Genomic DNA, 22,854 nt, shown 5'->3' with positions numbered 1-22,854 from the left:
ATTGTTAGTAACTACCAGTGCGGTAGTGTCTACCACATGAGCGAGCGGCACTCAACACTGCGGGAGCAACGACGGGCCGAGACGCAGCGCATGATCCAGGCGCACGCGGTGCGATTGTTCGTCGAGCACGGGTACGACGGCACGACCGTGAACGACGTCGCCGAGGCCGCGGGCGTGTCGCCGATGACCGTGTACCGGCACTTCCCGACGAAGGAGGACCTGGTCCTGGTCGATCAGAACGGCCCGCTGGTCGCCGACCGGATCGCCGCGACGCCGGCCGGGCAACCCCTGGTGCGCCGCATCGGCAGCGCGCTGGTCGACTCGGCGCGGACGCTGACCGACGGCGACGACCGGTTCCTGCTGGCCCGCCTACGGCTGATGATCTCGACGCCCGCCCTGCGTGCCCGGCACCTGGACAACCACTACGTGCTTCAACAAGCGATCGTGGACGGACTCGGGGACGAGGCCGTCGATCCGGACGCGGCCTTCCAGGCCGCGGCGGCGGCCAGCGCCTGCCTGGCCGCCATGCACACCGCGCTGGTGCGATGGGCAAAGGACGACGGGCGCACCGACCTACCCGACTTGATCGCGAAGGCGCTCGCGGCGGCCTTCGGCGACGACACCCCCGGCACAGGTGGTCGCTGATTTCATTCGTCGCCACACAGAGCATCGATGCGGCCCAGCCGAGACCGGGCGGTCGGTACGCCGGTGGGCTCGAGCAGTTCGGGTGGCAGCCAGCCGGTGTCGGGCCGCATGCCGCCGGAAGCTCGACCAGAACCCGGACAGGACCAGCCCGAGCCGAACCCCCACCTCGTGGGGCGCTGTGCCCTCGGACGCCGTGCCGCTGGGAGCCTAGGCCGGCGGCGCGGCGAGCACGGATCCGGCCGCGGTCAGGCACAGCGCCAGCGACACCGCGCCCGGGTCCGGCGAACCGAGGCTGCGTTCGGCCAGCGGGCGCGCCCGGCCCACACGCGGGCGCAGGTCGGCGGTCGCCGCGGCGGCCTCGGTCGCGACCTGGGCCGCGCCGCTCCACGCCGCGCTCAGCGGCGCACCCGACTCGACCGCGGTGCGCAGCACGTCGACGAACGGGACGAGCGCGTCGAGCATGGTCTTGTCGCCGACCGACGCGTGGCCGGCCTCGACCACCCGGTCGCGACCGAGACTCACCGCCGCCACAACGCGCGAGGCAGAGTATCCCTGCCCGTCGTCGGCCAACCCGTCGGCGACCCCGCCGAGCAGCACGCCCCACAGCGCACCGCTGGTGCCGCCGCCCTTGTCCGACCAGGCGAGGCCCGCCGCGCGCAGCAACGAGGACAGGTCACGGTGACCCAGTCCGGCGGTGTCGACGGCGGCACGCAGGCCGCGGGCCATGCCGCTGCCATGGTCACCGTCCCCGGCGACAGCGTCGAGCCGCCCCAGCTCCGGCTCCGCCTTGCTGACCGCGGCAAGCATCGCCGCCAGTGCGACCCTGGCGAGGTCGACTTCCGGGCCGGCCCCGCCGTCACCCTGCTCCACCAACCGGCCGCCCGCATCCCGGCCGTTCACATCCCGGCTGTCCGCCACCTCGGCCTTCGGAACGGCGACGGCCAGCTGCTTGCCGTCGGCCACCGGTACCTGCCCCGCGGCGCGCCGGAACGACGGGGTGTCGGCCGGCGCGGCCCACAACTCCGCCAGCTCGTCGTCTAGCCAGCTGAGCGTCAACGAACAGCCCGCCATGTCCAGGCTGGTGGCCAGCTCACCGACCTCCGGCATGACGACCTCGATCCCGGCGTCGCCGAGCAGCCGGGCGATCCCGCCCCACAGCACGTACAGCTCCTCGTGAGAGGTGGCGCCCAGGCCGTTGAGAATCGCCGTGACCCGGCCGGAGTTGCCCGCCGGCGCCTCGGGAAGCAGCGCCCCCACGAGGAGGGCGGCCAGCTCCCGGGCCGGCATCGACGGCACGGTACGGATCCCCGGCTCACCGTGGATGCCCAACCCGATGGCGATCGAGCCGGGCTCGACCCGGAACAGCGGCTCGGCGGCGCCGGGAAGCGTGCAACCGGCGAACGCCACGCCGAGGCTGCGGGTGCGGGCGTTGGCCAGCCGGGCGATCCGCTCGACGTCGTCGATGCCGTCGCCGCGGGCGACCGCCGCACCGGCAACCTTGAACACCGCGAGGCTCCCGGCGATGCCGCGGCGGGCGGCAGAGTTGTCGGCGGCGGCCGACGCGACGTCGTCGGTGACCACGACACCGCGGCAGTCCACTCCCTCGCCGCGCAGCCGCGCCTGCGCCATGTCGAAGTGCAGCACGTCCCCGGCGTAGTTGCCGTAGCAGAACAGCACGCCTCCGGCAGGTGGCAGGGCCTTGGCCACCCGGTAGATCTGCTCGGCGGACGGCGAGGTGAACACGTCACCCAGCGCCGCACCGTCGGCGAGCCCGGCGCCGACGAACCCGGCCGTCCACGGGAAGTGCCCACTGCCGCCGCCCAACACCAGGCGGGTGGTGGCGCGCGCGTCGACGGTGCGCCGGACCACTCCCGCGCCAGGGACCAGACTGAGATAGCGCGAGTAGGCCGAGCTGTACCCGGAAAGCATGTCCCCGGCGAATTCGGTGGCGCCATTGGAGATGTTCGTCATTGTCGCTGTACCCTCCTACCGCCGGAACCGGCCGCGCCGGGCCAGGATTCTGATCCTAGGGGCTCCTCACCCGGGCGTTCAGCGCAGCGTGCCCCAGGTGGTGCGGGGCCAACGCGACGCGGCGCTCCGGCCATCGCGACCGGTACGCGATGGTGCCGCGAGCACACCGCGCGCCGCGCCATCGACCCCGACTCCGGACACGCGTACACCGGCCGGGCCCAGCCCGGACCGTGACGGTCTACCAGAGGTTTAACCTGGGCGTACGTGAGGCGCGGGAAAAAGTGTCGCCCCTGTCTCGTATTGTCATGGAGACTGATTCCCATTTCATTCCGAGGTACGGGGAGTGCTGCTTGATGAATGCCACCGGATCCGATGCTGGCAGTCCGTTCCTGGACGGACTCGACTCCGACGTGACCGCCCCCCATCGGCCGCAGGTCGATGACGAGGTCATGCGACGCTTACGGACTCCGTTCGAGGCTGATCCGGCCGATCTGCCGAACAGCGGCGAGCGGCCTCAGGAGCGGCGCCAGCCGACGACCAATGAGCGGCGACCACGGCGGTAGCCGCAGGACCAGTGGGCGACGTGCGGCGGCACCACCGGTGTGCGACCAGGCCAACGCCTGGTCGACCTGCCGGGTCTCACCTCGCGGGACCGCACGGTTGCGCGCTCAGGCATCGAGCGGAGCTGCCGTACCGGAGAGCCTCGCCAGGTTATCGGTGACGTTGCCGGCGCGCTGGACAAGCTCGTCGAGCCACGTGATCGCCGCGGGTACGACGTGGATGCCCTCCTCCAGTACCCAGCGCAGCGCCCGGAGCGTCCACACGAGCCCGCCGAGCGCGAGCTGCCACTCCAGATCCGTCACCGGCGTGCCGATCAGGGCGCACTCGTCGGCGTACCCAGCGACTATTCCGTCCGGCGGCTCGCCGACCAGGCCGGCGTCGCGAATCAGGCTGTAGAGATCACCGAGGTGGGCGCCGACCCGCCCGGTCGCCCAATCGATCGCACCTGGGCCGGTGTCCGTCAGCACGATATTCTTCGACTCGAAGTCGCCGTGGACGATCGTGTCCGGGACCGTCTCCGCCAGCCTGCGGAGATTCGGCGCGAGCAACGGTTCGCAACGGCGCAGTGTGTTGACGAGGTCCGGCCGTACGGCGGTGAGCCCGGTGGTTGCCCGTGCCCACGCGTCGGTGATCTCGGCCGTCGCGAACCGGAAGCGGTCGACGGTAGCGACGCGACCCTGCGCGTTGTGCCGTAGCCGTGCGAGCATCCGCGCCGACGCGATGAAGCCGTCGATGGATGGTTGGTCCGCCAACGAGACCCGTCCCAGGTCCTCAAACATGAGTACGACGAAGCCGTCACCCCGATGTGCCGCAAGGAGCCGCGGCGCGGATATCCGGCAGGGGATCAACAGCTCCTCGTAGACATCGAGCGTCAGGGCCTCCTCGCCGGCGCAGCGCTTAACGATCGTCGTCGGTCCGGCCGCCCACCGGATGCGCCACGTCTCGCTGATTCCCCAGTGCCGCAGCTTGTCACCACCGACCGCGACCCGGCCGCCGGCGACCAACCCGAGCCACCCGGGCACCCGCGACTCCACGGCTTCCAGACCGGGCATCTAATCGGCCCACGCTTCGCGGACGGCTTCGACCGCCGCCAACAAGCGAGACATGCGATGGAGCGTACTGGTCGGCCCGCGCAGTCCCGGACGAGGTCGCCGTCGGCCTCGACGAACAGCACCTGACGGCTCGGCTGATGGCGCAGACCACTCGGTGCGGCGTATCGTCGCCGAGCTGACCGCGCTGCTGACCCAGCGGGAAAAGGATTTCGCCGAGCGAGGCATCGACTCGATCGCGGCGTACCGCCGGGCCCGACCCGACGAGGACCCGTACGGCGACGTGTTCCTGGTGGTGGACGGCTGGGGCATCCTGCGCGGCGAGTTCGAGCCACTGGAGCAGGGCATCACCAATCTCGCCGTGCGCGGCCTGTCCTACGGCATTCACGTGGTGCTGACGGCGAACCGATGGGCAGAGGTGCGCCCGGCGCTGCGGGACACCCTCGGCAGCCGGTACGAGCTGCGCCTCGGTGACCCGTTCGAGTCCGAGGTCAGCCGGCATGCCGCGGCGAACGTGCCGGCCGGCGTTCCGGGTCGCGGCATCATCAAGGACAACCTGCACTTCCTCGCCGCGCTGCCGCGCCTCGACGACAAGTCCACCGTGGACGATCTGACCGACGGTGTGCGGGCGCTGGTCGACTCGGTGGCCAGCACCTGGCCGGGAGTCGGGAGCGCCGGCCCCGCCGGTTCGGCTGCTGCCCGAGGTGCTGCCGCTGGCCGAGTTGGAGGCGGTCGCGCCGGCCGAGGCGGGGCTGGCGATCGGACTGTCCGGAGAGGACCTGAGCCCGGCGACCCTCGACTTCGCCCAGGATCCGCACTTCCTCATCTTCGGCGACACCGAGTCGGGCAAGTCCAACTGGCGCGGGCCAGCGGCGGGGCCGGCCGGGCCATGTACGAGCCGATCCTGCAACGCCTGCGTGATCTGGGCACTCCCGGCATCGTGCTGTCCGGCAGCCCTCAGGAGGGTCTGCTGGTCGGTGACGTCGCCCCGATCCGGCTGGTACCGGGCCGGGGTCGGTTGCACCACCGCCGGCACGGTACCCGGCTGGTGCAGACCGCCAAGGCGGTCTGAGCCCGCACCGGCCGGGATGGGCGGGAGACCGGATTCTCAGCGGGTGTCGCGCAGCGCCGAGCGCCACCCGCGGCGCCGACCCAGCGGAATCAGCGCCCGCGCCACCAGACCGAGCAGCGCGACCCGAGCGCCGCGCCGTGGTTCGCGTCCACACCGGTGTCCACGACCGCCACCTGCTGACCCTGCCCGGTGGTCAGCGGCCAGACCCGCTCGACGTCCAGCCGGTTCTGCGCCCAGGACCGCTGGGTGAGCCGTGCCGTCGCGGGCGGGCTACACGAGGCCGCCGCGGAGGCGGGCGTCGCCACGGGCGCCAGCACCGGCACGGTGAGCGCGGCGACCAGCAGGCCGATCCGGCGCGCCATCCGGTTCGTCATCCCGCCACCGAGGCCACGCGGATGAGCACCCGGCCGACCGATGGAAAGTAGGTGCGTTCCACCGTCGCAGCCTAATAGTCACCCGACACCGCCGGACAGGCCCAACTCCACTTGCCGTCGATGCTCCCCTGACCCTCGTCATCCCTTCGACGCGGACATTACAAAGCGCCTTCCTCGCGGGTCCGCACTTGTCGGCGCCCCTGTTCGCCGCTGCGCGAAGGATCTACTCTGGGTAGTGCCGGACAACGGCCGGCGGCAGACGGTGCGGGCCAGTAAGCTGCTCTTCTCAGAATCGCGAAATGGTGGGAGCGGACGAACCGATGGAAGTGCCGATCGGATGACGCAAGCGCCCCCGCGCGTGCCGCGCACCGCCAACCCGAAGGCCGCACCCGCGCCCAACGCCGATCCGGCACCCGTTCCCGAACCCAGGCTCAGGCGCCGGCCCGGCTATCTGGGCGCCGTCCACGTGGTGCAGTTGCTCCTGGTGGAGGCCGTCGCATTAGGCATTCTGGGGGCACTGACCAGCAATTTCGTGGTGGCCGGGATCGTCGCGGCGGTCGGCGGCGCGCTGGTAGTCGCCGCGACCCTACGCCACAACGGGCGTTGGTGGTTCGAGCGCCTGACGGTCGGCCGTCAGTTCCGGCGCCGCCGGGCCGCCGCCGACGTCGCGGAGCCGGATTCCCGGCTCGCGGCGCTGAACTGGCTCTCCGCCGGCCTGACCGCGACCGACGTCGGGCCGAACGGTGGTGCGCAGACCGGGATCGTCTGCGATGCGGCCGGCTGGTACGGGGTGATCGCCATCGGGGCAGCCGCGAGCGTGCGCGGGGACGGCGGGCCGGGCGTACCGCTGGATACCCTGGTGCGCACGCTGAACGACGCGGAGCAGCCCGGCACCGTGCTGCAGGTGGTCACTCACTCGGTTCCGGCGCCCGACCCCGGCATCGACGGCCGGCCCCTGGCTGCCCACTCGTACCAGGAGTTGCAGCACCTCGCCGGCCCGGTGCCGGCCGACCGCACCACCTGGGTCGCGGTACGGCTGGACGCGCGCTGTCGGGCCGAGGCCGGCGTCGCCGACGGGTACGACGCGCAGCACGCACCCGCGCTCGTGGCTGGCCTCGTCCGCAGGGTGAGCCGGTCGCTGCGCGAATCGGGCCTGGCGCACCGGATCCTGCCCGCCGACGAGCTGATCGACGCACTCATCCGCGCGTGCGACCTCGACCCTGGCGGGGTGGCGCAGCCGCCGCGCGAGGAGTGGACCGCGTGGCACTCGACCCGGGCCGCGCACGCGTCGTTCTGGCTGCGCCAGTGGCCGCGGATGGCCGACGCCGCGACCATGTTGGGCGACCTGTCCACGACACCGCCCGCGTCGACGACCGTGTCCCTGGCGCTGACCCGCGACGGCGACCAGCTCGCGATGCGCTGCCTGGTCCGGGTGGCTGCTCCGGCGGACGGGCTGGAGCGCGTGTGCGAAACGCTGGTGCACGGCGCCCGGGCGGTCAACGCCGAGCTGTTCCGGCTCGACGGCGAGCAGGGGCCGGCCGTTTACGCCTCGGCTCCGACCGGAGGAGGCGCGACGTGAGCGACGCCCAGCCCGGACACCAGTCGGAGCACCAACCCGACGAGCGGCCGGATCCGTGGCAGCCCGAGCCGGGACCACCGGGTCCGGGCACCCCGGCGCAGTGGCCCCGCCCGCCGGTCATCGGGGCCTCGGCGGCCGCCGCCTACCCGGGGCCTGCCGCACCGGCCCCGGCGGCACCCGCGGCGTACCCCGGCGTGGCGGCGCAGCCCTGGACCGGGCCGGCGTCGCCGGCGCAGGTGACACCCCCAGCCGTACCCCAGATCCCGGCCCAGCGCCCGGCCGCGATCGAGCCGGCCTTCGCCGTCCCGGCCCTGGTGCAGCCCTGGCAGCAGAAGCTGCCCGCCCCGCTGGCACAGCCCTGGACGGCAGCCACCGCCGGCACCGCCGCCACCGTGGCCGCGGCCGCCACTCCCGCGGCCGAGGCCGCCGCCGCAACCGGTGCGATGGCGGCGCCGCCGGCCACCGCCGGTTCCGAGGGCCCGCGGCCGTCGGGCACCGCCGAGCAGAGCCAGCACGGCCCGCGCGAGGGCCGGCGGGGGGCGCTGTCGCGCCGGCTCACCCCGCTGCACGCCGGCTGGCACCTGGTCAGCATCGAGGCGCTGTCCCAGCTCAACGGCGCGTCGTCGGGCACCGGCCTCATCCTCGGCGTCGACCAGGACCGCCGGCCGATCCTGGTCCGGTTCTTCCGGCCGGAGCCGACCAAGGTGACCCTGGTCGGCGGGGTGTGGGCACAGCGGCTGCTCGCCTTCCGCGCGCTCGCGCTCGGCGCCCGGGTCGTCCTGATCACCACCGACCCCGGGGCCTGGCAGGGCTTCGGCGAACTCGCGACGGGCCGCTCCGACCGGGTCGCGCTGTGGAACGACCCCCGCCCGCCGGTCGTACCGGCGACCGCGGAGCAGCCGGCCCTCATCGTCCACGACACCGGGTCGTACGGCGCCACCCCGCTGCCGGAACCGCGCCCGTGGCAGACCCAGATGGTCGTGCTGCGGCAGTTGGGCGCCGACAACGCGCGCGCGTTGCAGGACTGCCACCTGCTCATCATGCAACGGCTCGCCGCCCCGGAGGCGTCCGTGGCGGTACCGGCGTTGGGTCTGCCCGAGCAGAGCGCGCGGCTGCTGCAGGGGCTGGGCGAGGACATGCTGGCGCTGTTGGACGGCGAGGCCGACCGGTACGTGTGGCTCTCACCGACCGCCATCGAGCGCCAGTACAACGGCGCCCCGCACCGCTGATCAGCCGGACGCTGCCCCGTCCCGATCCCGCGCGGCGTCGGCGAACGTCTCGTGGATGCGGCGCAGCGCCTCCCCGGGCAGCTCCACGCCGGCCTGCGTGCCCGGGTTGAGCCGCAGCCCGTACCCCCAGTCGGGCCAGGCCGCGACCAGCTCGACGAAGCTGGGCTCGACCCACTCACGGTCGCCGAGTTCGGCCTGCATCCGGGCCGGCGAGGTGAAGGCCAGGATCACCCGCACCCCGTCCGTCCGCTCCGCGAGCCACCAGGGGAAGTCTGGGTCGGTCGGGTCGTGGCTGACCGGCGCGGGCGGGTCGGTGCGCACCGCGGTCCAGTACCCGCCGGGCGGCGCCGGCGGCTCCTGCGGCGGCTCGGCCTGCGGGCCGGTGCCGGCCTCGCCCTCGGCGGGCAGTGGCAGCACGAGCCTCGCGGTCAGCAGCGCGGCCAGGTACGCCCGCCGGTCGTCCGCCTTCACGGCCGCGCGCAGCGCCGCGTCCACCGGCGCCCAGTCCGGCTCCCGCCCGGGCAGCTCGGCCACCGCGTCCGGGCTCAGGAATCCCTGGATCGGCAGCCCCGGGTCGACGGCCAGGCCCCATTGCCGCTGCCCGATGTCCCGTGCCACATCGAACAGCGGACTGCGCCGGACCACGGCCGGGGCGCCCGGCGGCAGCGCGGGCACGGAGGTGAAGGCGACCACGTACGTGGTGCCGTGCGCGACGCTGGTGGCCCAGGTGACCGGCGCCCGGCCGGCCGCCGCGTCGGCGCTCACCGGCAGCACCAGCGCGGCGCCGGCCAGGGCGCGCAGGTAGGCCTCCCGGTCCCCGGCGTCCACCGCGGCCGCCATGGCCACCTCGGCCTCGGTGACCGGCCGCCAGTCGCCCACCGGTACCGGCGCCCCGGGCCGGGTCACGCCCATCCGCCGTCGTCCCGCACCCGTCGCGGCAGCTGGCCCCGCACCAGGATGGACAGCGCCTCGTCGAGGGTGTCGCCCAGATGCCAGTCCGCGGTGTGGTCGACGAGAAACACCCGGCCCCGCTCGTCGATCGCCAGCAGGCCGGTGCCGTCGCCCTCCTCGCCCAGCGGGGTCATCCTGGCACCCACCAGCTCGCCCAGCTCGGCGAGCACCGCCACGCTGTGCAGGCCGCGCATCGGGTCCAGCACGAAGCTGGACCGGGCGACCTGCTCGCCCGCGCCCTCCTGCCGCACCGCCAGGCCACCGAACTCGGTGAAGGCGCGCATCGCGGGATCGACCACCGCGTGCTGGCGCCCGTCGGGCGAGGCGTGGGCGGCCAGGGCCAGCGCCCAGGAGCGGGCGCGCACCGGGTCGCCCCGATCGGGCACCCAGCCGGCGCCGGCCAGGACCCGCGCCACGTCCGGCGGAAATCGATCGCCCGGCGCGGTCACTGCTCCACCACCTCGATACCGAACCACTCCAACAGGGCCGCGCAGCTACGGCACGGACGCGCGGGCTGGCCGTGCGCCGGGTCTCCGGGCTCACGGATCCAGCACAGCGACAGCTGCGCCCCCCACAGCTCGGCGCGGGCCGCGTTGGCGGCCAGGGTACCGCCGGCCGCACGCTGGGCGGCGTAGAGCCGGTCGGAGACCAGTACCGTCTCCGCGCACCACCCCGCGTAGCGCTCGCGCAGCTCGGTGGGTAGTTCGTGGAGGAAGCGCCGCACCAGCGGGTGCAGTTCCGGCGGCCCGTCGCCGCGCGCCGACGTGTGCTGGTACACGGCCCCGTTGACCAGCAGCGCGCCCGCGGTCAGCGGCAGCCGCCGGGTACCTCGTGTCTGACTTGTCGCCATGCCTTCCCCACCGACATCGCCTTCGCTGACATCCACGCTCGTGCCTGACACCTTATCCGCGACGGACGCCGAAAGGGCATCGACGACCATCCTGCTGCGCCCGATCGACTGCGATAATCGGGAATCGGCGACACACCCGACGCCCATCCGCCCCTTTCGACCCAGCCAGGAGCTATGAACCGCACCCTCCTCGTCTCGCCCGCACAGCGCGGCGCCTACGCCACCATCGGCGACGCCCTCGCCGCCGCCACCGACGACTCGGTGATCGCGGTGGCGCCCGGTACCTATTTCGAAGCCATCTACCTCACCAACAAGCGGGTACGCCTGGTCGCGGCCGAGTCCGGCGGCTCGGTCACGCTGGACTCGGCGAGGATGCCCCATCCCACGGTCAGCTGCCGCGACGCGGCGCTCGTGATCGAGGGGTTCACCCTGCGCTCCGGGGACGCGCCGGTCGTCACCGCGCGCGGCACCCACCTGTCGTTGACCGGATGCGACCTGGCGGCCCACTTCGGACCCGGCGTCGACGTCACCGGTGGCCGCGTCGAACTGCGCAAATGCACGATCGCCGGCGCGCAGTACGGCATCGTGATGGAGGACGCGCCCGGTACCGTCGAGGACTGTCGGATCACCGACGTGGCCGAGGACGGCATCATCGTGCGCATCGGCGCCGCCCCGGTCATCACCGCCTCCACGATCCAGGGCTGCGGCCGGCGCGGCGTCTACGTCTACCAGTTCGGCCGCCCGACCATCGAGGGCTGCGAGGTCACCCAGACCGGGGACGTGGGCATCGCGGTGGCCCACCAGAGCTCGCCGACGATCCGGCGCTGCTGGATCCACGACACGCAGGGCTCCGGCCTGTCGTTCGCGCGCGGCTGCGCCGGTTCCGTCGAGGAGTGCCGGGTGGAGAACACCGGCGTGCCGGGGATGGACATCGCCGAGGGCGCCACGCCGACCGTGATCGCCGCGCGCCCGGACGCGCCCGCGCTCAAGCTGGGCGGCGGCGACACCGAGCCGGCCACCGGCGGCGACGCGGAGGTGGTGGAGGCGCTGCTCGCCGAGCTCGACTCGATGGTCGGGCTGACCGGGGTGAAGGGCGAGGTACGCGGGCTGATCGACGAGATCCAGGTCAACGAGTGGCGGCGCAGCGCCGGCCTGTCGGTCGGCGGGCTGAGCCACCACCTCATCTTCGCCGGCGCGCCCGGCACCGGGAAGACCACGGTCGCCCGGCTGTACGGCAAGCTGCTGGCCGCGCTCGGCGTGCTGCCCAAGGGCGCCTTCAAGGAGGTCTCCCGCAGGGACCTGGTCGGCCAGTACCTGGGCCACACCGCGGAGAAGACGTCCGCCGCGTTCGAGGAGGCCCGCGGCGGCGTGCTGTTCATCGACGAGGCGTACACGCTGTCGCGCTCGATGGGCTCCGGCGGCGACTTCGGCCAGGAGTCGATCGACACGCTGGTGAAGCTGATGGAGGATCACCGCCACGAGATAGCGGTGATCGCGGCCGGGTACACGAACGAGATGGACGAGTTTCTGTCCACCAACCCCGGCCTGGCGTCCCGGTTCTCCAAGACGATCGTGTTCGAGAACTACAGCCCGCCGGAGCTGGTACTCATCGTGCGGCGCATGTGTTCGGAGGACGACTACGTGTTAGGGACGCAGGTGGAGGCCGCCCTGCTGCTACACTTCGACACCATTGAGCGGGACGCGAACTTCGGCAATGCCCGGGAGGCGCGCAAGCTGTTCGAGGGCGTTCGCAAGGCACAGGCGCAGCGCCTGCGGGTGCTCGGGCGTCGACCCAGTCTCGACGAGTTGAGGATCATCGAGAAGTCTGACGTCGATACGGTGACCGGGGCCGGCTGATCCTGCCGGCCGCGAAGGGTGGGCGGCATGACGATGCGGGACGGTCGGCCGGAGGTGTTTCGACCCGCCTGGGCGCAGACCTGGCAGACGGTGCTGCGCCCGTGGCTGGTGACGGACATCCTGATCCTGTTCGTGGGCGGGGCCGTGGGCTACGTGATCGGCGGCCCGGTCGTGTCGGTCGTGCTCCCGGTCGCGGTCGTCGCCGCACTGGTCGCCCTGAGCCGGTACCGGAGCTGGTCGCAGGTGGTACGCCTGTCCGAGTACGGGGTCGAACTGCTACGCCGTAACGGCGGCGTCACCCGGATGCGGTGGTCGGACGTCGAGCGGATCGCGGTGGTGGCCCAGCGGGGGCGGTCCGTGCTGGCGCCCTACGGGGTGGGCCGCGCGGCCGCGGCGGGCTCGATGGCCGCCTTTGTGGCCGCGAACACCGGCCCGGGCCTGCTGGGCCGGGCGGAGCACCTGACCCGTTCGGAGGCGGAGCGGCAGCGCGGGCAGGGGCCCGCGTGGCAGCCGTCCGGACGGGAGTTGGAGCCGCTCGCGGTGCGCCTGGTCGTCATCGACCGCAACTGGATCACCGGCCCGATCGGCGACTGGGTCCGGCTGTACCGCCCCGACCTGCTGCCGCCGGTGCCATCCCCGGCACCGCGCGGCTGAACGCCGACACGACGGGCTGGACGCCGGCTTCACGGGGCTGGACGCCCACACCACGGGTCCGCGAACGGTGGCGCGGTCGGCCGCGATCGTTCAGGCCGACTCGTCGCGCGACAGCGCCACGTTCTCGTCGTAGTCGCTGGCGCGTTCCAGCTTCAGGACCACGGTGGCGAGGGCGTCCGACAGCCGGAGGATCGGCGTGCCCAGGCGCCAGCGCACCTCGGGTGCCTCGCCCGGCTCCGTCTCGGTGGGCGGGCCGAACTCCTCGGTCAGTGCCCGGCTGGCCACCGCGAACACGTCCCGCCGGAAGGCGTCGAAGGCGGACCACTCACCACGCTGGCTGTCGCACAGGAACGCGACGACCGTGACGATCTGGCTCGGGTCGTCGTCGTCCAGCCACAGTTCGGCCGACCGGTCCTGCAGCCCCAGCCCGGAGTCCGCGTCCACGACATAGTCGCTGGGGCCCTGCTGGTCGCAGCGCCGCCACCCCAGCCGGTCCAGGATCTGCGCCTGGTCGGCGCGGCGCAGCAGCGGCTCCACCTCGATCATGCGCCGGGCCAGCGCGCGGAGTTGCTCCGCGCTCAGCGTGCGCCACCCGCCCACACCCGCGGGTACCGGCCGGCTCTCGGTCACTCGCCCACCTCATCGAAGCTCATGAAGACCCCTCCTGTGGCTCGTAGCCCTGCTCCGGCTCGAGTCCAGGTAACCCCAGCGCCCGACGTTGGCGGCCGCGCTCCCATGAGCGGTAGCTCAGATCCGACGGCCTGGCGACCTCCTGCACGTCGCGCAGCGCGGTCACCGCGGCGTCGGTCAGCCGCCGGTACTCCTCCGTGGTCGCTGGCCACGGCAGCCGGTACAGCCACGCCGGGGTGGCATCGCCGGGGGGCGGCTCCCGCCAGCCCACCGCCTCCAGCAGCCGTCGCTCGCGCACCGGCGCGGGCTCGGCCGGCCCGCCGACGGACCCGGTCGCCTCGGCCCTCAGGTGGTCGCCGGTCTGCACGAACTGCACGAAATGGCGCGGTTGTCCGCGCTCGGTGAGGACCATGATCGCTTCGACGGGCAGCCGCGCCACCTCGTCGACCAGCGCGTCGCCGAACCGCTCCCATTCGTCGCCGACCACAGCCTCGTCGCCGATGGCGTCGCCTTCCCTCATCGAAGGTCCCCTTCCGCGCCGGCCGGCGCTCGGTCACGCGCCCACCCTATCGAAGCCCATGGTGCTTGTCCGGCACTCCGACCGGCGCCGCCGCCGACCGCGCCCGTCACGGCTGCCCGTGCTCCCGATCGGTCATGCCTGACTCGGCGGCCGCATCCTGGTCCGCGGCCGGGTGCGGCTCGGCTCCGGGCTCCGGGTCGCCGGGAAAGTGCACCCGGGACGGGTCCAGTTGGTTGTCCGGGCGGGTGAAGAGGAACTGCCGTACCTCGGCGATGAGCCGCTCGGGCATCGGTACCACGGGCTGGCCGTCGGGCCCGACGCCGGGCAGGCGCGGCACGATCTCCTGCTTGACCTTGAAGTAGGTCAGCCATACCGCACCGCTACGAACCGCCTCGACCAGACCGGGGTTTTCCCGGTACAGCTGTCGCAGGATTTCGTCAGCCCCGAGAAAATGCCCGAGGTATGGCGCGCTGCCCTGCTGCACCCTTCCCGCGTCGAGGACGATGCGCGTACCGAGCTTGCCCTCGTCCCCGCCCTTGGCCTCGACGATCGTCAACTGGGCCTGGTCCGGCCGGTCCGGGTCCCACCGCAGACCGACGATGTCCAACTCGCCGGCCCGGGACTTGCCCGTCGGATCGCCGAAGACCTGTACCCGGCCCGCCTCGTCGCCCTCCCCCGCCAGCATCGACCGGAGGAAATCCACGCCCGCGTGCATGCCGGCCTCGTTGGTCGCCCGGGTGCGGTCGCCGTGCGCGCGCGTCGCCGCCCTCGACGCCGTCTCCAGCTCGCGGATCACCTGGGGATCGACGTCGTACGTGTCTCTCAGTCTTCGGATGGTGTCCTTGAGATTCAACTTGTTGAAGTCGCCGGCGGTGAACACCCGTGGCGGCCGGTCGCCCTCCGCGTTCTGCGCGATGAACGTGTTCACATCGTCGATGAGTCCGTCACGTGTGGCCGCACTGACCCGCAGGCGGTCATCGGCCTCGTGCCACGCCTGCGACGCGCGCCGTACCCCCTCGGCCGCATCGCCCCGCAGCGAGTCCGGGTCCGTGGACAGCACGTGCTCGCTGGCCGGTCCCAGCTCCGCCCGGACGTCGATGTCGACCAGGTCGCTGGGGCGGGGATCGTCGACGAACCCGCCATGCGGCCCCCTGAGCCGTCCATCCAGGAGCCGATAGGTGTCCAGCCGATCACCGGGGTAGTGGTACCCGCCCTGGGCGTCCTGCCACATCGGATCGCTGTACCGGGGCGTCATATCGCTGGTAAGGGTCAGGTCGGCCTCGGTCCACGTCGCCGCGTCTGGCTGCGACCCGGGCAGCTCACCGGCCTGGACGGCCGGCTCCTGATCCCCACCGGGCGCCTCCGGCGGCAGGCCGCCGTACTCCCGCCCCGGCAACGGCGGCCCGTCCGTCCTGACGTGCCGACCCCCCGAGCCACGATCATCGAACCCGCGGTCATCGAATCTGCCCCGGTCATCGAATCTGCCCCGGTCATCGACCGGCCCGCGCTGATCGAACCCACTCCGATCGTCGAACGGACCACGGTCATCCGACGGGCCACGGTCATCCAACAGACCACGCTGATCGAACGTGCCACGGTCCGGCGCGAGCCCCCGCCGATCCAGCGGACCGCGATCGTCATACGGGCCGCGGTCATCCACCGGACCCCGCTGATCAAACGGACCTCGCTGATCGAACGGACCTCGCTGGTCAAACGGACCCTGCCGATCAAACGCGGCGCGATCCTCGAACGGACCCCGATCATCCAACAGACCACGCTGATCGAACGTGCCACGATCCGGCGCGAGCCCCCGCCGATCCAACGGACCGCGATCGTCATACGGGCCGCGGTCATCCACCGGACCCCGCTGATCAAACGGACCTCGCTGATCGAACGGACCCTGCCGATCAAACGCGGCGCGATCCTCGAACGGACCCCGATCATCGACCGGACCACGCTGATCGAACGTGCCACGATCCGGCGCGAGCCCCCGCCGATCCAGCAGACCGCGATCGTCATACGGGCCGCGGTCATCCACCGGACCCCGTTGATCAAACGGACCCTGCCGATCAAACGCGGCGCGGTCGTCGAAGGGAGCACGCTGATCTGCCGGGTCGCGGGCGTCCCAGGGCGAGCGCTCCAGCCGCGAGCCGTCATCCGTCAGCGGGCGTTGATGCCGAGGAAGGTACTCGTCTGGCACGGCGTGCCGTCCGTCGGGCGCAAGCCGCTCGGCCGCGGAGGGCTCGCGCTGCGCCGGTATCGAGGGGCCCCGGTCGCCTTCGCTGTACGGCCGCTGCCCGTCCCACACGGAATCGGTGGTCGGTGCGTGGTCGTCGTACCGCAACGTCGGCAGGGCATCGGGGGCCCTCGGTAGGGTCGGGGAGTCCTCCGGCGTGAGCGTGAACTCCAGCGTCGCGTCCGTCGCACCGTCGTCGACCGGGAGGCTCAGGTCCAGCAGCCCGTGGGCCGGCGCCGACTCCTCCGGTACCGCATCCGGGGTGAACACGTTGGCGTCGGAGTCCAGGACGATCGACCAGACACCGGAGACGTCCGAGCCGTGGATCGGTCCGGCATCGGTCACGACATCGACCTGCGCGTCGACCCAGACGATCGTGCCGTCGACGTTGACGGCGTTGAACGCGTGGCCGGTGTCCCGCGACTCCCACTCCACCACCACCACGGCGGAGGATCCCGGACCCGCCTGCCTCAGGCGCGCCGCCACCTCGTCGAGCCCGGCCGGATCGGTGCCATGGTAATCCCAGCTCGACTGGATCCAGCCCGTAATCCGGGAGGCGCCACGAGCCTCGCCGTTGACGTTCGCGTCGACCAGCGACGCCGCCACCGTCGGGTCCCCGTACCAGCTGGACAGGAACGACAGGGACACGTCGACGCAGTTGTTCGAGCGCCCCGCCACCTTCGGGCCGCCGTCGTTGACCCGCCCGGCCCAGTCGCCCCGACGGGGGTCGGGGTGCAGTTGTGGCCACCCGTGGCGATCCCGGGGTATCAGCGCTTCCAGGATCTCCTGGTCCTGGGGGTGCGGCGGGGCCAGTTCCGCGCCGTACGCCCGGGTGTCCTCCAGGGGTACGCCGTGCCCGATCGAGCCGAGGTCGCCGGGTGGTGCGGGTTGCTCCGGCCGGCCGCCTCCCCCGGGGCCGTGCGGGTCCTGCGATCCGAGTGGGGGCGGCGGGCCGTCGTCCGTGCCGCCCGGCCCGTTCGGGTCGTGGCCGAGCGGCCCGGTCCCGTCGCGCGGATCCACCGGCGTCACCCCGAAGTCCCTCAGCAGCGGGTCGCAGCTGCGGCAGGGCGGCGCGTAGTCGCCGTGCTCCTGGTACTTCGAGTCGCCGACCCAGTGCGTCGACATCAGGCTGCCGTCGAGGTGCTCCCGGGCGTAGTCGGCGAAGTCGCCCGGGCTGCCGGCCTCCTCCCACTGCCGTTGCAGATCCCCGAGGCGGTCGGAGATGAGCGCGACCTCCACGCACTTGCCGTGGTTCTGGCCGATTCCGTTGTTCGGGTCGCCCTCCGCGTCCGCCTTGATCCGATCGAGAACCCGCTGCACCTCCGGATGTACCCGCGGCTGCACCGGTTCGCTGCCGTCGCTGGTCCGGATGGGGCGCATGCTGGAGTGGGTACGGATGGTGTTCGCGCCGTCCTCGTCGGAGAGCATGGCGCCCGACACGCGTACCCGGTTCTTGGTCCCCAGCTCCTCCTCGTTCATCCGGTCGCGCACCGAATCCGCGAACGTCCGCGAGGACGCGGTGACCGCCCGCTTCGCCTCGTCGCTGGCCGGATCCCCCTCGAACCGCTGGGGCGGACCCTCGTAACTGCGGGTACCGGCCGCGGTCTCGGTACTCGACGGCCGGGCGGGCAGGCCGTTGCCCGGGTGCTCACCGGAGACGGGCGGCGGGCCCTCGTCGCCGCCCCCGCCACCGCCGCCCTCGCCACCGTTGCCTCCGCCGCCGTCGCGCCCCTCGCCGGTCGGCGTGCGCTGGTCGGGCGGCCCGGCGTCGGAGCGCGTCGCGGCCGTACCGTCGTGAGTCGCCGTCGTACCGTCGCCGGCCCCGCCCAGTCGCTCCGGTGGGCCGGTACGATCACCCGAACCGGCGCCCGCGAGCGCGAGTTCGCCGGAGCGCTCCGCCACGAGCGGCACCGCGGCGGCCACGACCTGGCCCGCGTCGGCCTTCTTCGAGTCCGACCTGTCTCCTCCGGCCCGTTTGTCGCCCGACCGGGAGTCGGCCGACCTGGTGTCGCCGGGCCTGGTGTCGCCGGGCCTGGATTCACCAGGCCTGGAATCGGCGGGCCTGGAATCGGCGGGGCGCGAGTCGGCGGGGCGCGACGAGTTCGGCCCCGTGTCGCCCGGCCGGGGCGAGTCCGTTCTGGTCGAGGCGGGGGCGCGCTGATCCGTCCTGGCTCCGTCGGCTGGGCGGTCCACCGTCCGGTCGCTGGCCGGGACACCGGACCTGGTGGGGTCGCCCGCCCGGTCGCCCGGCGCGGAGGCTTCCCTGCTCGCGTCAGCCGCCACTCCACGACCACCGGCGGATGCGGCGCCACCGTCCGCCGGTGCCGCCTCACCCTCGACCGGCACAGCCCGGCCGTCGGTTGGCAAAGCCCTGCCGTCGACCGACGCCGCCCTGCCGTCGACCGACGCCGCCCTGCCGTCGGCCGACAGCGCCCTGCCTTCGACCGGCACTGCGGCGCCGTCTGCGGACGCCGCCCTGCCGTTGGCCGGCACCGCCTGCCCGTCGACCGGCGCGGTCCTGCCGTCGGCGGGCACCGCGGCACGGTCGGCGGGCGCCGGGGCCGACTGCGCCGTCCGGTCGCCGGGCGCCGCGCTCTCGGTCGCGGCGGACCCGTCCGTGGCCGCCTCGACGCCGCCCCGGCCGGCGTCGACGCCCGTACCCGCGGCCGGTGCGCTCACGGAGCCGCCGGTCGGCTCGTCCGTCTCGGGCGCGATCGACCGCCCGTCGTCGGCCGCGGACGCCCGAGCGGACTGGGCCGTACCGTCCCCGGCACCGGCGCGGGTCGCGCTGTCGCCCATCCCGGACTGCGCCCCGGACCGAGCCCCGCCGCCCGTACCCGCCCCCGAGGTGTCCGCCCTCGTGGAGCCGCCGGTCGTACCGGCACCCGCGGTGCTCGTGGTGGTGGGCTCGTTGGCCGTGGTGTAGCTGCCCGAGCCACCCTCCTGCGTGGTGACCGTGACGACCGGAGCGCCCCCGCTTCCCTGCTCGCCGGCCGCGCCGTCGGTGCCGGCGGTGGTCGTGTCCGGCGACCCGGTCGACCTCTCGGTCGGGGAACCCGTCAGGTCCGGCGCCAGCTCCGGGCTGCCCGTCACGTCCGGGCTGCCCGTCAGGTCCGGGCTGCTGGTCACGTCCGGAGTCCTGGTCACGTCTGGGGCGTCGGTCGTGGTGGGCCCGAGCGTGGCCTTGTCGCCGGCCGCCGGGGCGAACTCCTCCACCACGGGCGTCGAGCGGCTCTTCGCGTGCTCCGTCGCGATGCCGATGCCGGCCATCCCGCCGCCCATCGCGGCCGCGTCCAGGAAGGTGCTCAGGCTCATGCCCTCGGTGAGGTTGTCCCAGCTCCAGTCGTGGGTGGTCAGGCCCGTGGCCAGCACCTGGGAGGCCGGCATGGCGATGGCGTTGGACACCGAGTGGATGAGAATCTTGGTGCCCATGGTCTGCCAGGTTTTGGGCAGCTTCAGGTTGACCATGCTGGCCGGGAAGGTGAGCGCGCCCGTGATGCCGGCGGACACGAGGCTGTTCTTCAGCGAATCGGTGTCGAGGCTCTTGCGGGTACCTTCGTGGATCTGGATCTCCTGGGCCAGGTAGTCCGACCCGACCTGCACCACGACCTGCTGTACCTCGTGGACCACGAACTTGACGGCGAACTTGGCGATGACCTTGCGGACCACGCTCCTGCCGATCCAGGCCAGCAGCCGCTGGAATACCTGGCCGGCCACCGTGCGGGCAGCCGCCACCTCGGCCGCGGCAGCCCCCTCGGACCCGCCGAAGGTGATCGCCGCCAGCATCTGGCAGATGGCGACCGTGATGACCGTGACGAGCAGCGTGATGGTGAGGATGAGCTTGGCGTACTCGATCTGCATCGCGGCGTCGTCAATGGCGTCGCTGAAGTTCTGTGCCGCGTCGATGATCTGCGGCAGGCCGCTGTCCGGCCGGATCGCGAGTGCGTTCCAGTAGTCGTTGAACGCCTGACCCGCCTCGCCACCCCACGCCGTGAGCACCCGTACGGCGGCGTTGTCGGCGTCGGCCAGCCCGGTGTTGAGCAGGTTGGCCAGATCGCCCCAGGCATTGGCCAGGTCACGGAGCACGTCCTCGTCCCCGTCGGGCCACGCGGACCCGCCGCCGACGATGCAGATCGCCTCGAAGAGCCAGCCGAACGGAGTCAGGTCTGGTCGATCAATGGCCATGCCGACCGGCCCCCCGCGGCGACTGGACTGGGTCGTCGCGCGGCGCTGGACGCGCCGAGCCAGACTGATCGAATCCGGCCCGCTCGGGACGGCCTCACTGCTTGCCGAACCACTGCGCGATCAGCTGGTCGAGGTCCTCGGTGCCCCGCACCGCTTCCGTGATCTGGTCGCCCACCATCGACAGCGCGACCACCATCTCCGTGCCGGCCGAGAGCGCCTGCGTGGCCTGCGGATTCTCGCCCTCCAGGTAGTACTGGTTGAACTTCTTGCCGACGTCGTCGTTGCCCCACGGCCGCTTGTCGTTGAGGCCATTGATGCGGTCGACCAGGCCGAACCACTTGCGCAGCACCCCGTCGCCGACGGTGGTGAGCTGGCCGGCACCGTTGAGAGCCTCGGTCGGGTCGACCGCGGTCGCCTTCTCGCCTGTCATGGCCGCTCCAGATTGAGAAAGTCGAGTTCGGAGTCGAGCCGGCGGCTCATGCCGTCGACGTCGAACTGGAGATGCGCCTGAAGCTCCTCGTCGGGGATGTACGGCTTGCACGCCTCCGAGATCTGCGCCATCGCGTCGGCGGCGGCGCGCTTGATCGTTTCCGTGATGGTCGCGGCCAGCTGCTTGGAGTCCGGCCGCCGGTAGACGCGGGGGTCGAGCTCCAGGCGGATGAGCTGGCCGCGCGGCCCCACGACGGCGGTGACGTAGCCGTCAGCGGACTTGGCGGTAGCGGTGATCTGGCGCAGCGTCTGCTGGAGGTCACGCATTCCGGTGCGGATGCGGTTGAACTCACCCATGAGCTCCTCGGCCCGCGCCTTGAGACCGCTGTTGTCCATCCGGTCATTTCTGCCGTCGTCCACGCAGCCTCCCCCGCACGAGTCCTCGTAACGGAGGATACTTAAATATCGCAACCCGTCACTAGACCTATTCGGACCGTCAGGGAGGCACGCGGAGTGTTCTGTCCTCGATCCCGGCGGCTCACCCGGGTCGCGCTGGTCGCGGCCGTCACCGTGGTGGTGCTTTCGGCGGGCCTCGCCGTACCGCGGGCGGCGAGTGCCGCCGCACCGGCCGCGACCTGCCCGAACGCGGCCGATCCCGGCACGACGATCCGGCAGACCCCGTGGGCGCAGCAACTGCTCGACCTGCCGGACGTGCAGCCGTTGAGCACCGGCGCGGGCATCACCGTCGCGGTCATCGACTCGGGCGTGGACGCGGACCACCCGCAGCTGAGGGGCCACGTGCTGCCCGGCTTCGACTACCTGCGCGGGGCTCCCGGCGGGGACTTCGACTGTGCCTCGCACGGCACCGCGGTGGCCAGCCTGATCGCGGGTACGCACATCGACGGCATCGGGTTCCAGGGGTTCGCCCCCGGGGTGACGATCCTGCCGGTGCGGGTCAGCGAGCACGAAGACGACAGCGGCACCGCTGCCAGCGACACCGGCACCGGCGACGCGGTGAGCCCACAGGTCTTCGCCAATGCCATCCGGTACGCGGCGGACAGCGGTGCGAAGATCATCAACATCTCGCTCACTCTGGACGCGGACTATCCGGCCGTGGCGCAGGCGGTGAAGTACGCGCAGGACACCAAGGGCTGCATCGTCGTGGCCTCGGTGGGCAACCACCACACGGCCGACACCGGCGCGACGCCCGCCGTCCCCGGCATCGCGCCGTCGGCGACCACCGATCCGCCGTCGTATCCGGCGGCATACAACGACGTGCTGGGCGTGGGCGCGATCGATCAGACCGGCAAGCGGCTGGACGAATCGCAGGTCGGGTCGTACGTGGACCTGGTCGCCCCGGGCGGCACCGTGCTGGCCGCGACGCGCGTGAGCGGGTACGCGTACTGGAGCGGTACGAGCATGGCCGCGCCGCTGGTCAGCGCGGCCGCGGCACTGCTCTGGTCGACGGATCCGGGACTGCGCAACACCGACGTGATGTGGCGGCTGGAGGCGACCGCCGACCCGATGCCCGGTGCGCGCCACGGCACACAGTACGGGTACGGCCTGGTGGACCCGTACCGTGCGCTGACCGAACAGCTGCCGCTCTCGGGTACGGCGGCTCCCTCCCCGATACCGGCCGCCGCCAGCGATCCCGCGGCCGTGGCCCGCGCCGCCGCCTGGTACCACGACGGGCGGATCGCGATGATCGTTGGCGGCGTCGCGCTGCTGCTCGCCGCCGGTGGTGTCCTACTCACGGTGGCGCTGCGCCGGGGCCGGCGGCGCGACTGGCGGCCGGGCAACGCGCCGCCCCCGCCCGTGCAGCGGACCGTCGACGAGCCGGAGGCGGTGTTCTTCGCGCTGCCGCGCCGAACCCCGGACTGACGCGCCAAACCCCGGCCCGACGGGCGGAACCCTGGCCTGACGCTCCGGAGTCCGGCCTGACGCGCGGAACCCCGGCCTGACGCGCCGAAGCCCGGCCTGATCCGCCGGCGGCCCGGGGCGGCACGCCATCGGCCATGTGACGACCCGGCGGCCGGATCCCTGCGGATCCGGCCGCCGTGTT

The 22,854-nt window shown here is 72.8% G+C and carries 18 protein-coding genes; 7 read left to right on the top strand and 11 right to left on the bottom strand.

The features are described from left to right. Nucleotides 1-36 precede the first annotated feature (36 nt). Nucleotides 37-645 (top strand): TetR/AcrR family transcriptional regulator, encoded by a 609-nt coding sequence (locus tag ABEA87_RS14305; protein WP_345629727.1) that lies wholly within the window; start codon nucleotides 37-39, stop codon nucleotides 643-645. A 207-nt stretch (nucleotides 646-852) separates the two neighbouring features. On the opposite strand, the gene ABEA87_RS14300 is transcribed toward ABEA87_RS14305, so the two are convergent. Then, nucleotides 853-2,616: a dihydroxyacetone kinase family protein gene (locus ABEA87_RS14300; RefSeq protein WP_345629725.1), complete on the bottom strand. Its 1,764-nt coding sequence runs from the start codon at nucleotides 2,614-2,616 to the stop codon at nucleotides 853-855. Between the two features lie 668 nt (nucleotides 2,617-3,284). Continuing rightward, a complete protein-coding gene (locus ABEA87_RS14295; RefSeq protein WP_345629723.1) occupies nucleotides 3,285-4,199 on the bottom strand; it encodes a phosphotransferase in 915 nt (304 codons plus the stop codon). Nucleotides 4,200-4,383: 184 nt separating this feature from the next. Between ABEA87_RS14295 and ABEA87_RS14290 the strand changes: the two genes are divergently transcribed. After that, nucleotides 4,384-5,298 carry an FtsK/SpoIIIE domain-containing protein gene (locus ABEA87_RS14290; protein ID WP_345629721.1) on the top strand — a complete coding sequence of 305 codons (915 nt, stop codon included), beginning with the start codon at nucleotides 4,384-4,386 and terminating at the stop codon, nucleotides 5,296-5,298. Between the two features lie 89 nt (nucleotides 5,299-5,387). On the opposite strand, the gene ABEA87_RS14285 is transcribed toward ABEA87_RS14290, so the two are convergent. Further along, nucleotides 5,388-5,672, bottom strand: a complete 285-nt coding sequence (locus ABEA87_RS14285; protein WP_345629719.1) for a hypothetical protein — start codon at nucleotides 5,670-5,672, stop codon at nucleotides 5,388-5,390. A 337-nt stretch (nucleotides 5,673-6,009) separates the two neighbouring features. Between ABEA87_RS14285 and ABEA87_RS14280 the strand changes: the two genes are divergently transcribed. Both ABEA87_RS14280 and ABEA87_RS14275 read left to right on the top strand, forming a co-directional pair. Next, nucleotides 6,010-7,251 carry a type VII secretion protein EccE gene (locus tag ABEA87_RS14280; protein ID WP_345629718.1) on the top strand — a complete coding sequence of 414 codons (1,242 nt, stop codon included), beginning with the start codon at nucleotides 6,010-6,012 and terminating at the stop codon, nucleotides 7,249-7,251. Beyond that, nucleotides 7,248-8,480 carry a hypothetical protein gene (locus ABEA87_RS14275; RefSeq protein ID WP_345629716.1) on the top strand — a complete coding sequence of 411 codons (1,233 nt, stop codon included), beginning with the start codon at nucleotides 7,248-7,250 and terminating at the stop codon, nucleotides 8,478-8,480. Before ABEA87_RS14280 ends, ABEA87_RS14275 begins: the two co-directional genes overlap by 4 nt. Here ABEA87_RS14275 and ABEA87_RS14270 read toward each other — a convergent pair whose 3' ends face one another. From ABEA87_RS14270 to ABEA87_RS14260, 3 genes are read right to left on the bottom strand one after another with little or no spacing between them, the layout of a single operon-like run. Continuing rightward, nucleotides 8,481-9,392, bottom strand: coding sequence for an SseB family protein (locus ABEA87_RS14270; protein ID WP_345629714.1), 912 nt, complete (start codon nucleotides 9,390-9,392; stop codon nucleotides 8,481-8,483). Then, entirely contained in the window at nucleotides 9,383-9,880 is a 498-nt protein-coding gene (locus tag ABEA87_RS14265; RefSeq protein WP_345629712.1) for an SUKH-3 domain-containing protein, read from the bottom strand. Before ABEA87_RS14265 ends, ABEA87_RS14270 begins: the two co-directional genes overlap by 10 nt. After that, on the bottom strand, nucleotides 9,877-10,317 hold the full coding sequence (locus tag ABEA87_RS14260; protein WP_345629709.1) for a YwqJ-related putative deaminase: 441 nt from the start codon (nucleotides 10,315-10,317) through the stop codon (nucleotides 9,877-9,879). Before ABEA87_RS14260 ends, ABEA87_RS14265 begins: the two co-directional genes overlap by 4 nt. Nucleotides 10,318-10,455: 138 nt before the next feature. On the opposite strand from ABEA87_RS14260, the gene ABEA87_RS14255 reads away from it, so the two are divergent. Together ABEA87_RS14255 and ABEA87_RS14250 are read left to right on the top strand one after the other, a co-directional pair. After that, on the top strand, nucleotides 10,456-12,138 hold the full coding sequence (locus ABEA87_RS14255; RefSeq protein ID WP_345629707.1) for a right-handed parallel beta-helix repeat-containing protein: 1,683 nt from the start codon (nucleotides 10,456-10,458) through the stop codon (nucleotides 12,136-12,138). A 27-nt stretch (nucleotides 12,139-12,165) separates the two neighbouring features. Then, nucleotides 12,166-12,792 (top strand): hypothetical protein, encoded by a 627-nt coding sequence (locus tag ABEA87_RS14250; protein WP_345629705.1) that lies wholly within the window; start codon nucleotides 12,166-12,168, stop codon nucleotides 12,790-12,792. Between the two features lie 90 nt (nucleotides 12,793-12,882). Here ABEA87_RS14250 and ABEA87_RS14245 read toward each other — a convergent pair whose 3' ends face one another. From ABEA87_RS14245 to ABEA87_RS14225, 5 genes are all read right to left on the bottom strand, one after another. Then, nucleotides 12,883-13,422, bottom strand: a complete 540-nt coding sequence (locus ABEA87_RS14245) for a DUF6301 family protein (RefSeq protein WP_345629703.1) — start codon at nucleotides 13,420-13,422, stop codon at nucleotides 12,883-12,885. Nucleotides 13,423-13,441: 19 nt separating this feature from the next. After that, a complete protein-coding gene (locus ABEA87_RS14240) occupies nucleotides 13,442-13,942 on the bottom strand; it encodes a TY-Chap domain-containing protein (protein WP_345629701.1) in 501 nt (166 codons plus the stop codon). Between the two features lie 106 nt (nucleotides 13,943-14,048). Beyond that, entirely contained in the window at nucleotides 14,049-20,363 is a 6,315-nt protein-coding gene (locus ABEA87_RS14235) for a WXG100-like domain-containing protein (protein WP_345629699.1), read from the bottom strand. A 94-nt stretch (nucleotides 20,364-20,457) separates the two neighbouring features. After that, nucleotides 20,458-20,793, bottom strand: coding sequence for a hypothetical protein (locus tag ABEA87_RS14230; protein WP_345629697.1), 336 nt, complete (start codon nucleotides 20,791-20,793; stop codon nucleotides 20,458-20,460). Then, on the bottom strand, nucleotides 20,790-21,212 hold the full coding sequence (locus ABEA87_RS14225; protein WP_345629695.1) for a YbaB/EbfC family nucleoid-associated protein: 423 nt from the start codon (nucleotides 21,210-21,212) through the stop codon (nucleotides 20,790-20,792). Before ABEA87_RS14225 ends, ABEA87_RS14230 begins: the two co-directional genes overlap by 4 nt. Nucleotides 21,213-21,305: 93 nt before the next feature. Here ABEA87_RS14225 and mycP point away from each other — a divergent pair, with 93 nt between their 5' ends. Continuing rightward, on the top strand, nucleotides 21,306-22,673 hold the full coding sequence (gene mycP / locus ABEA87_RS14220; protein WP_345629693.1) for a type VII secretion-associated serine protease mycosin: 1,368 nt from the start codon (nucleotides 21,306-21,308) through the stop codon (nucleotides 22,671-22,673). Nucleotides 22,674-22,854 lie beyond the last annotated feature (181 nt).

Source organism: Rugosimonospora acidiphila (assembly GCF_039543385.1).
GTDB lineage: Bacteria > Actinomycetota > Actinomycetes > Mycobacteriales > Micromonosporaceae > Rugosimonospora > Rugosimonospora acidiphila.
Note: the sequence above shows the minus strand (reverse complement) of the source record. Positions and strands in the feature narration are given on the sequence as shown.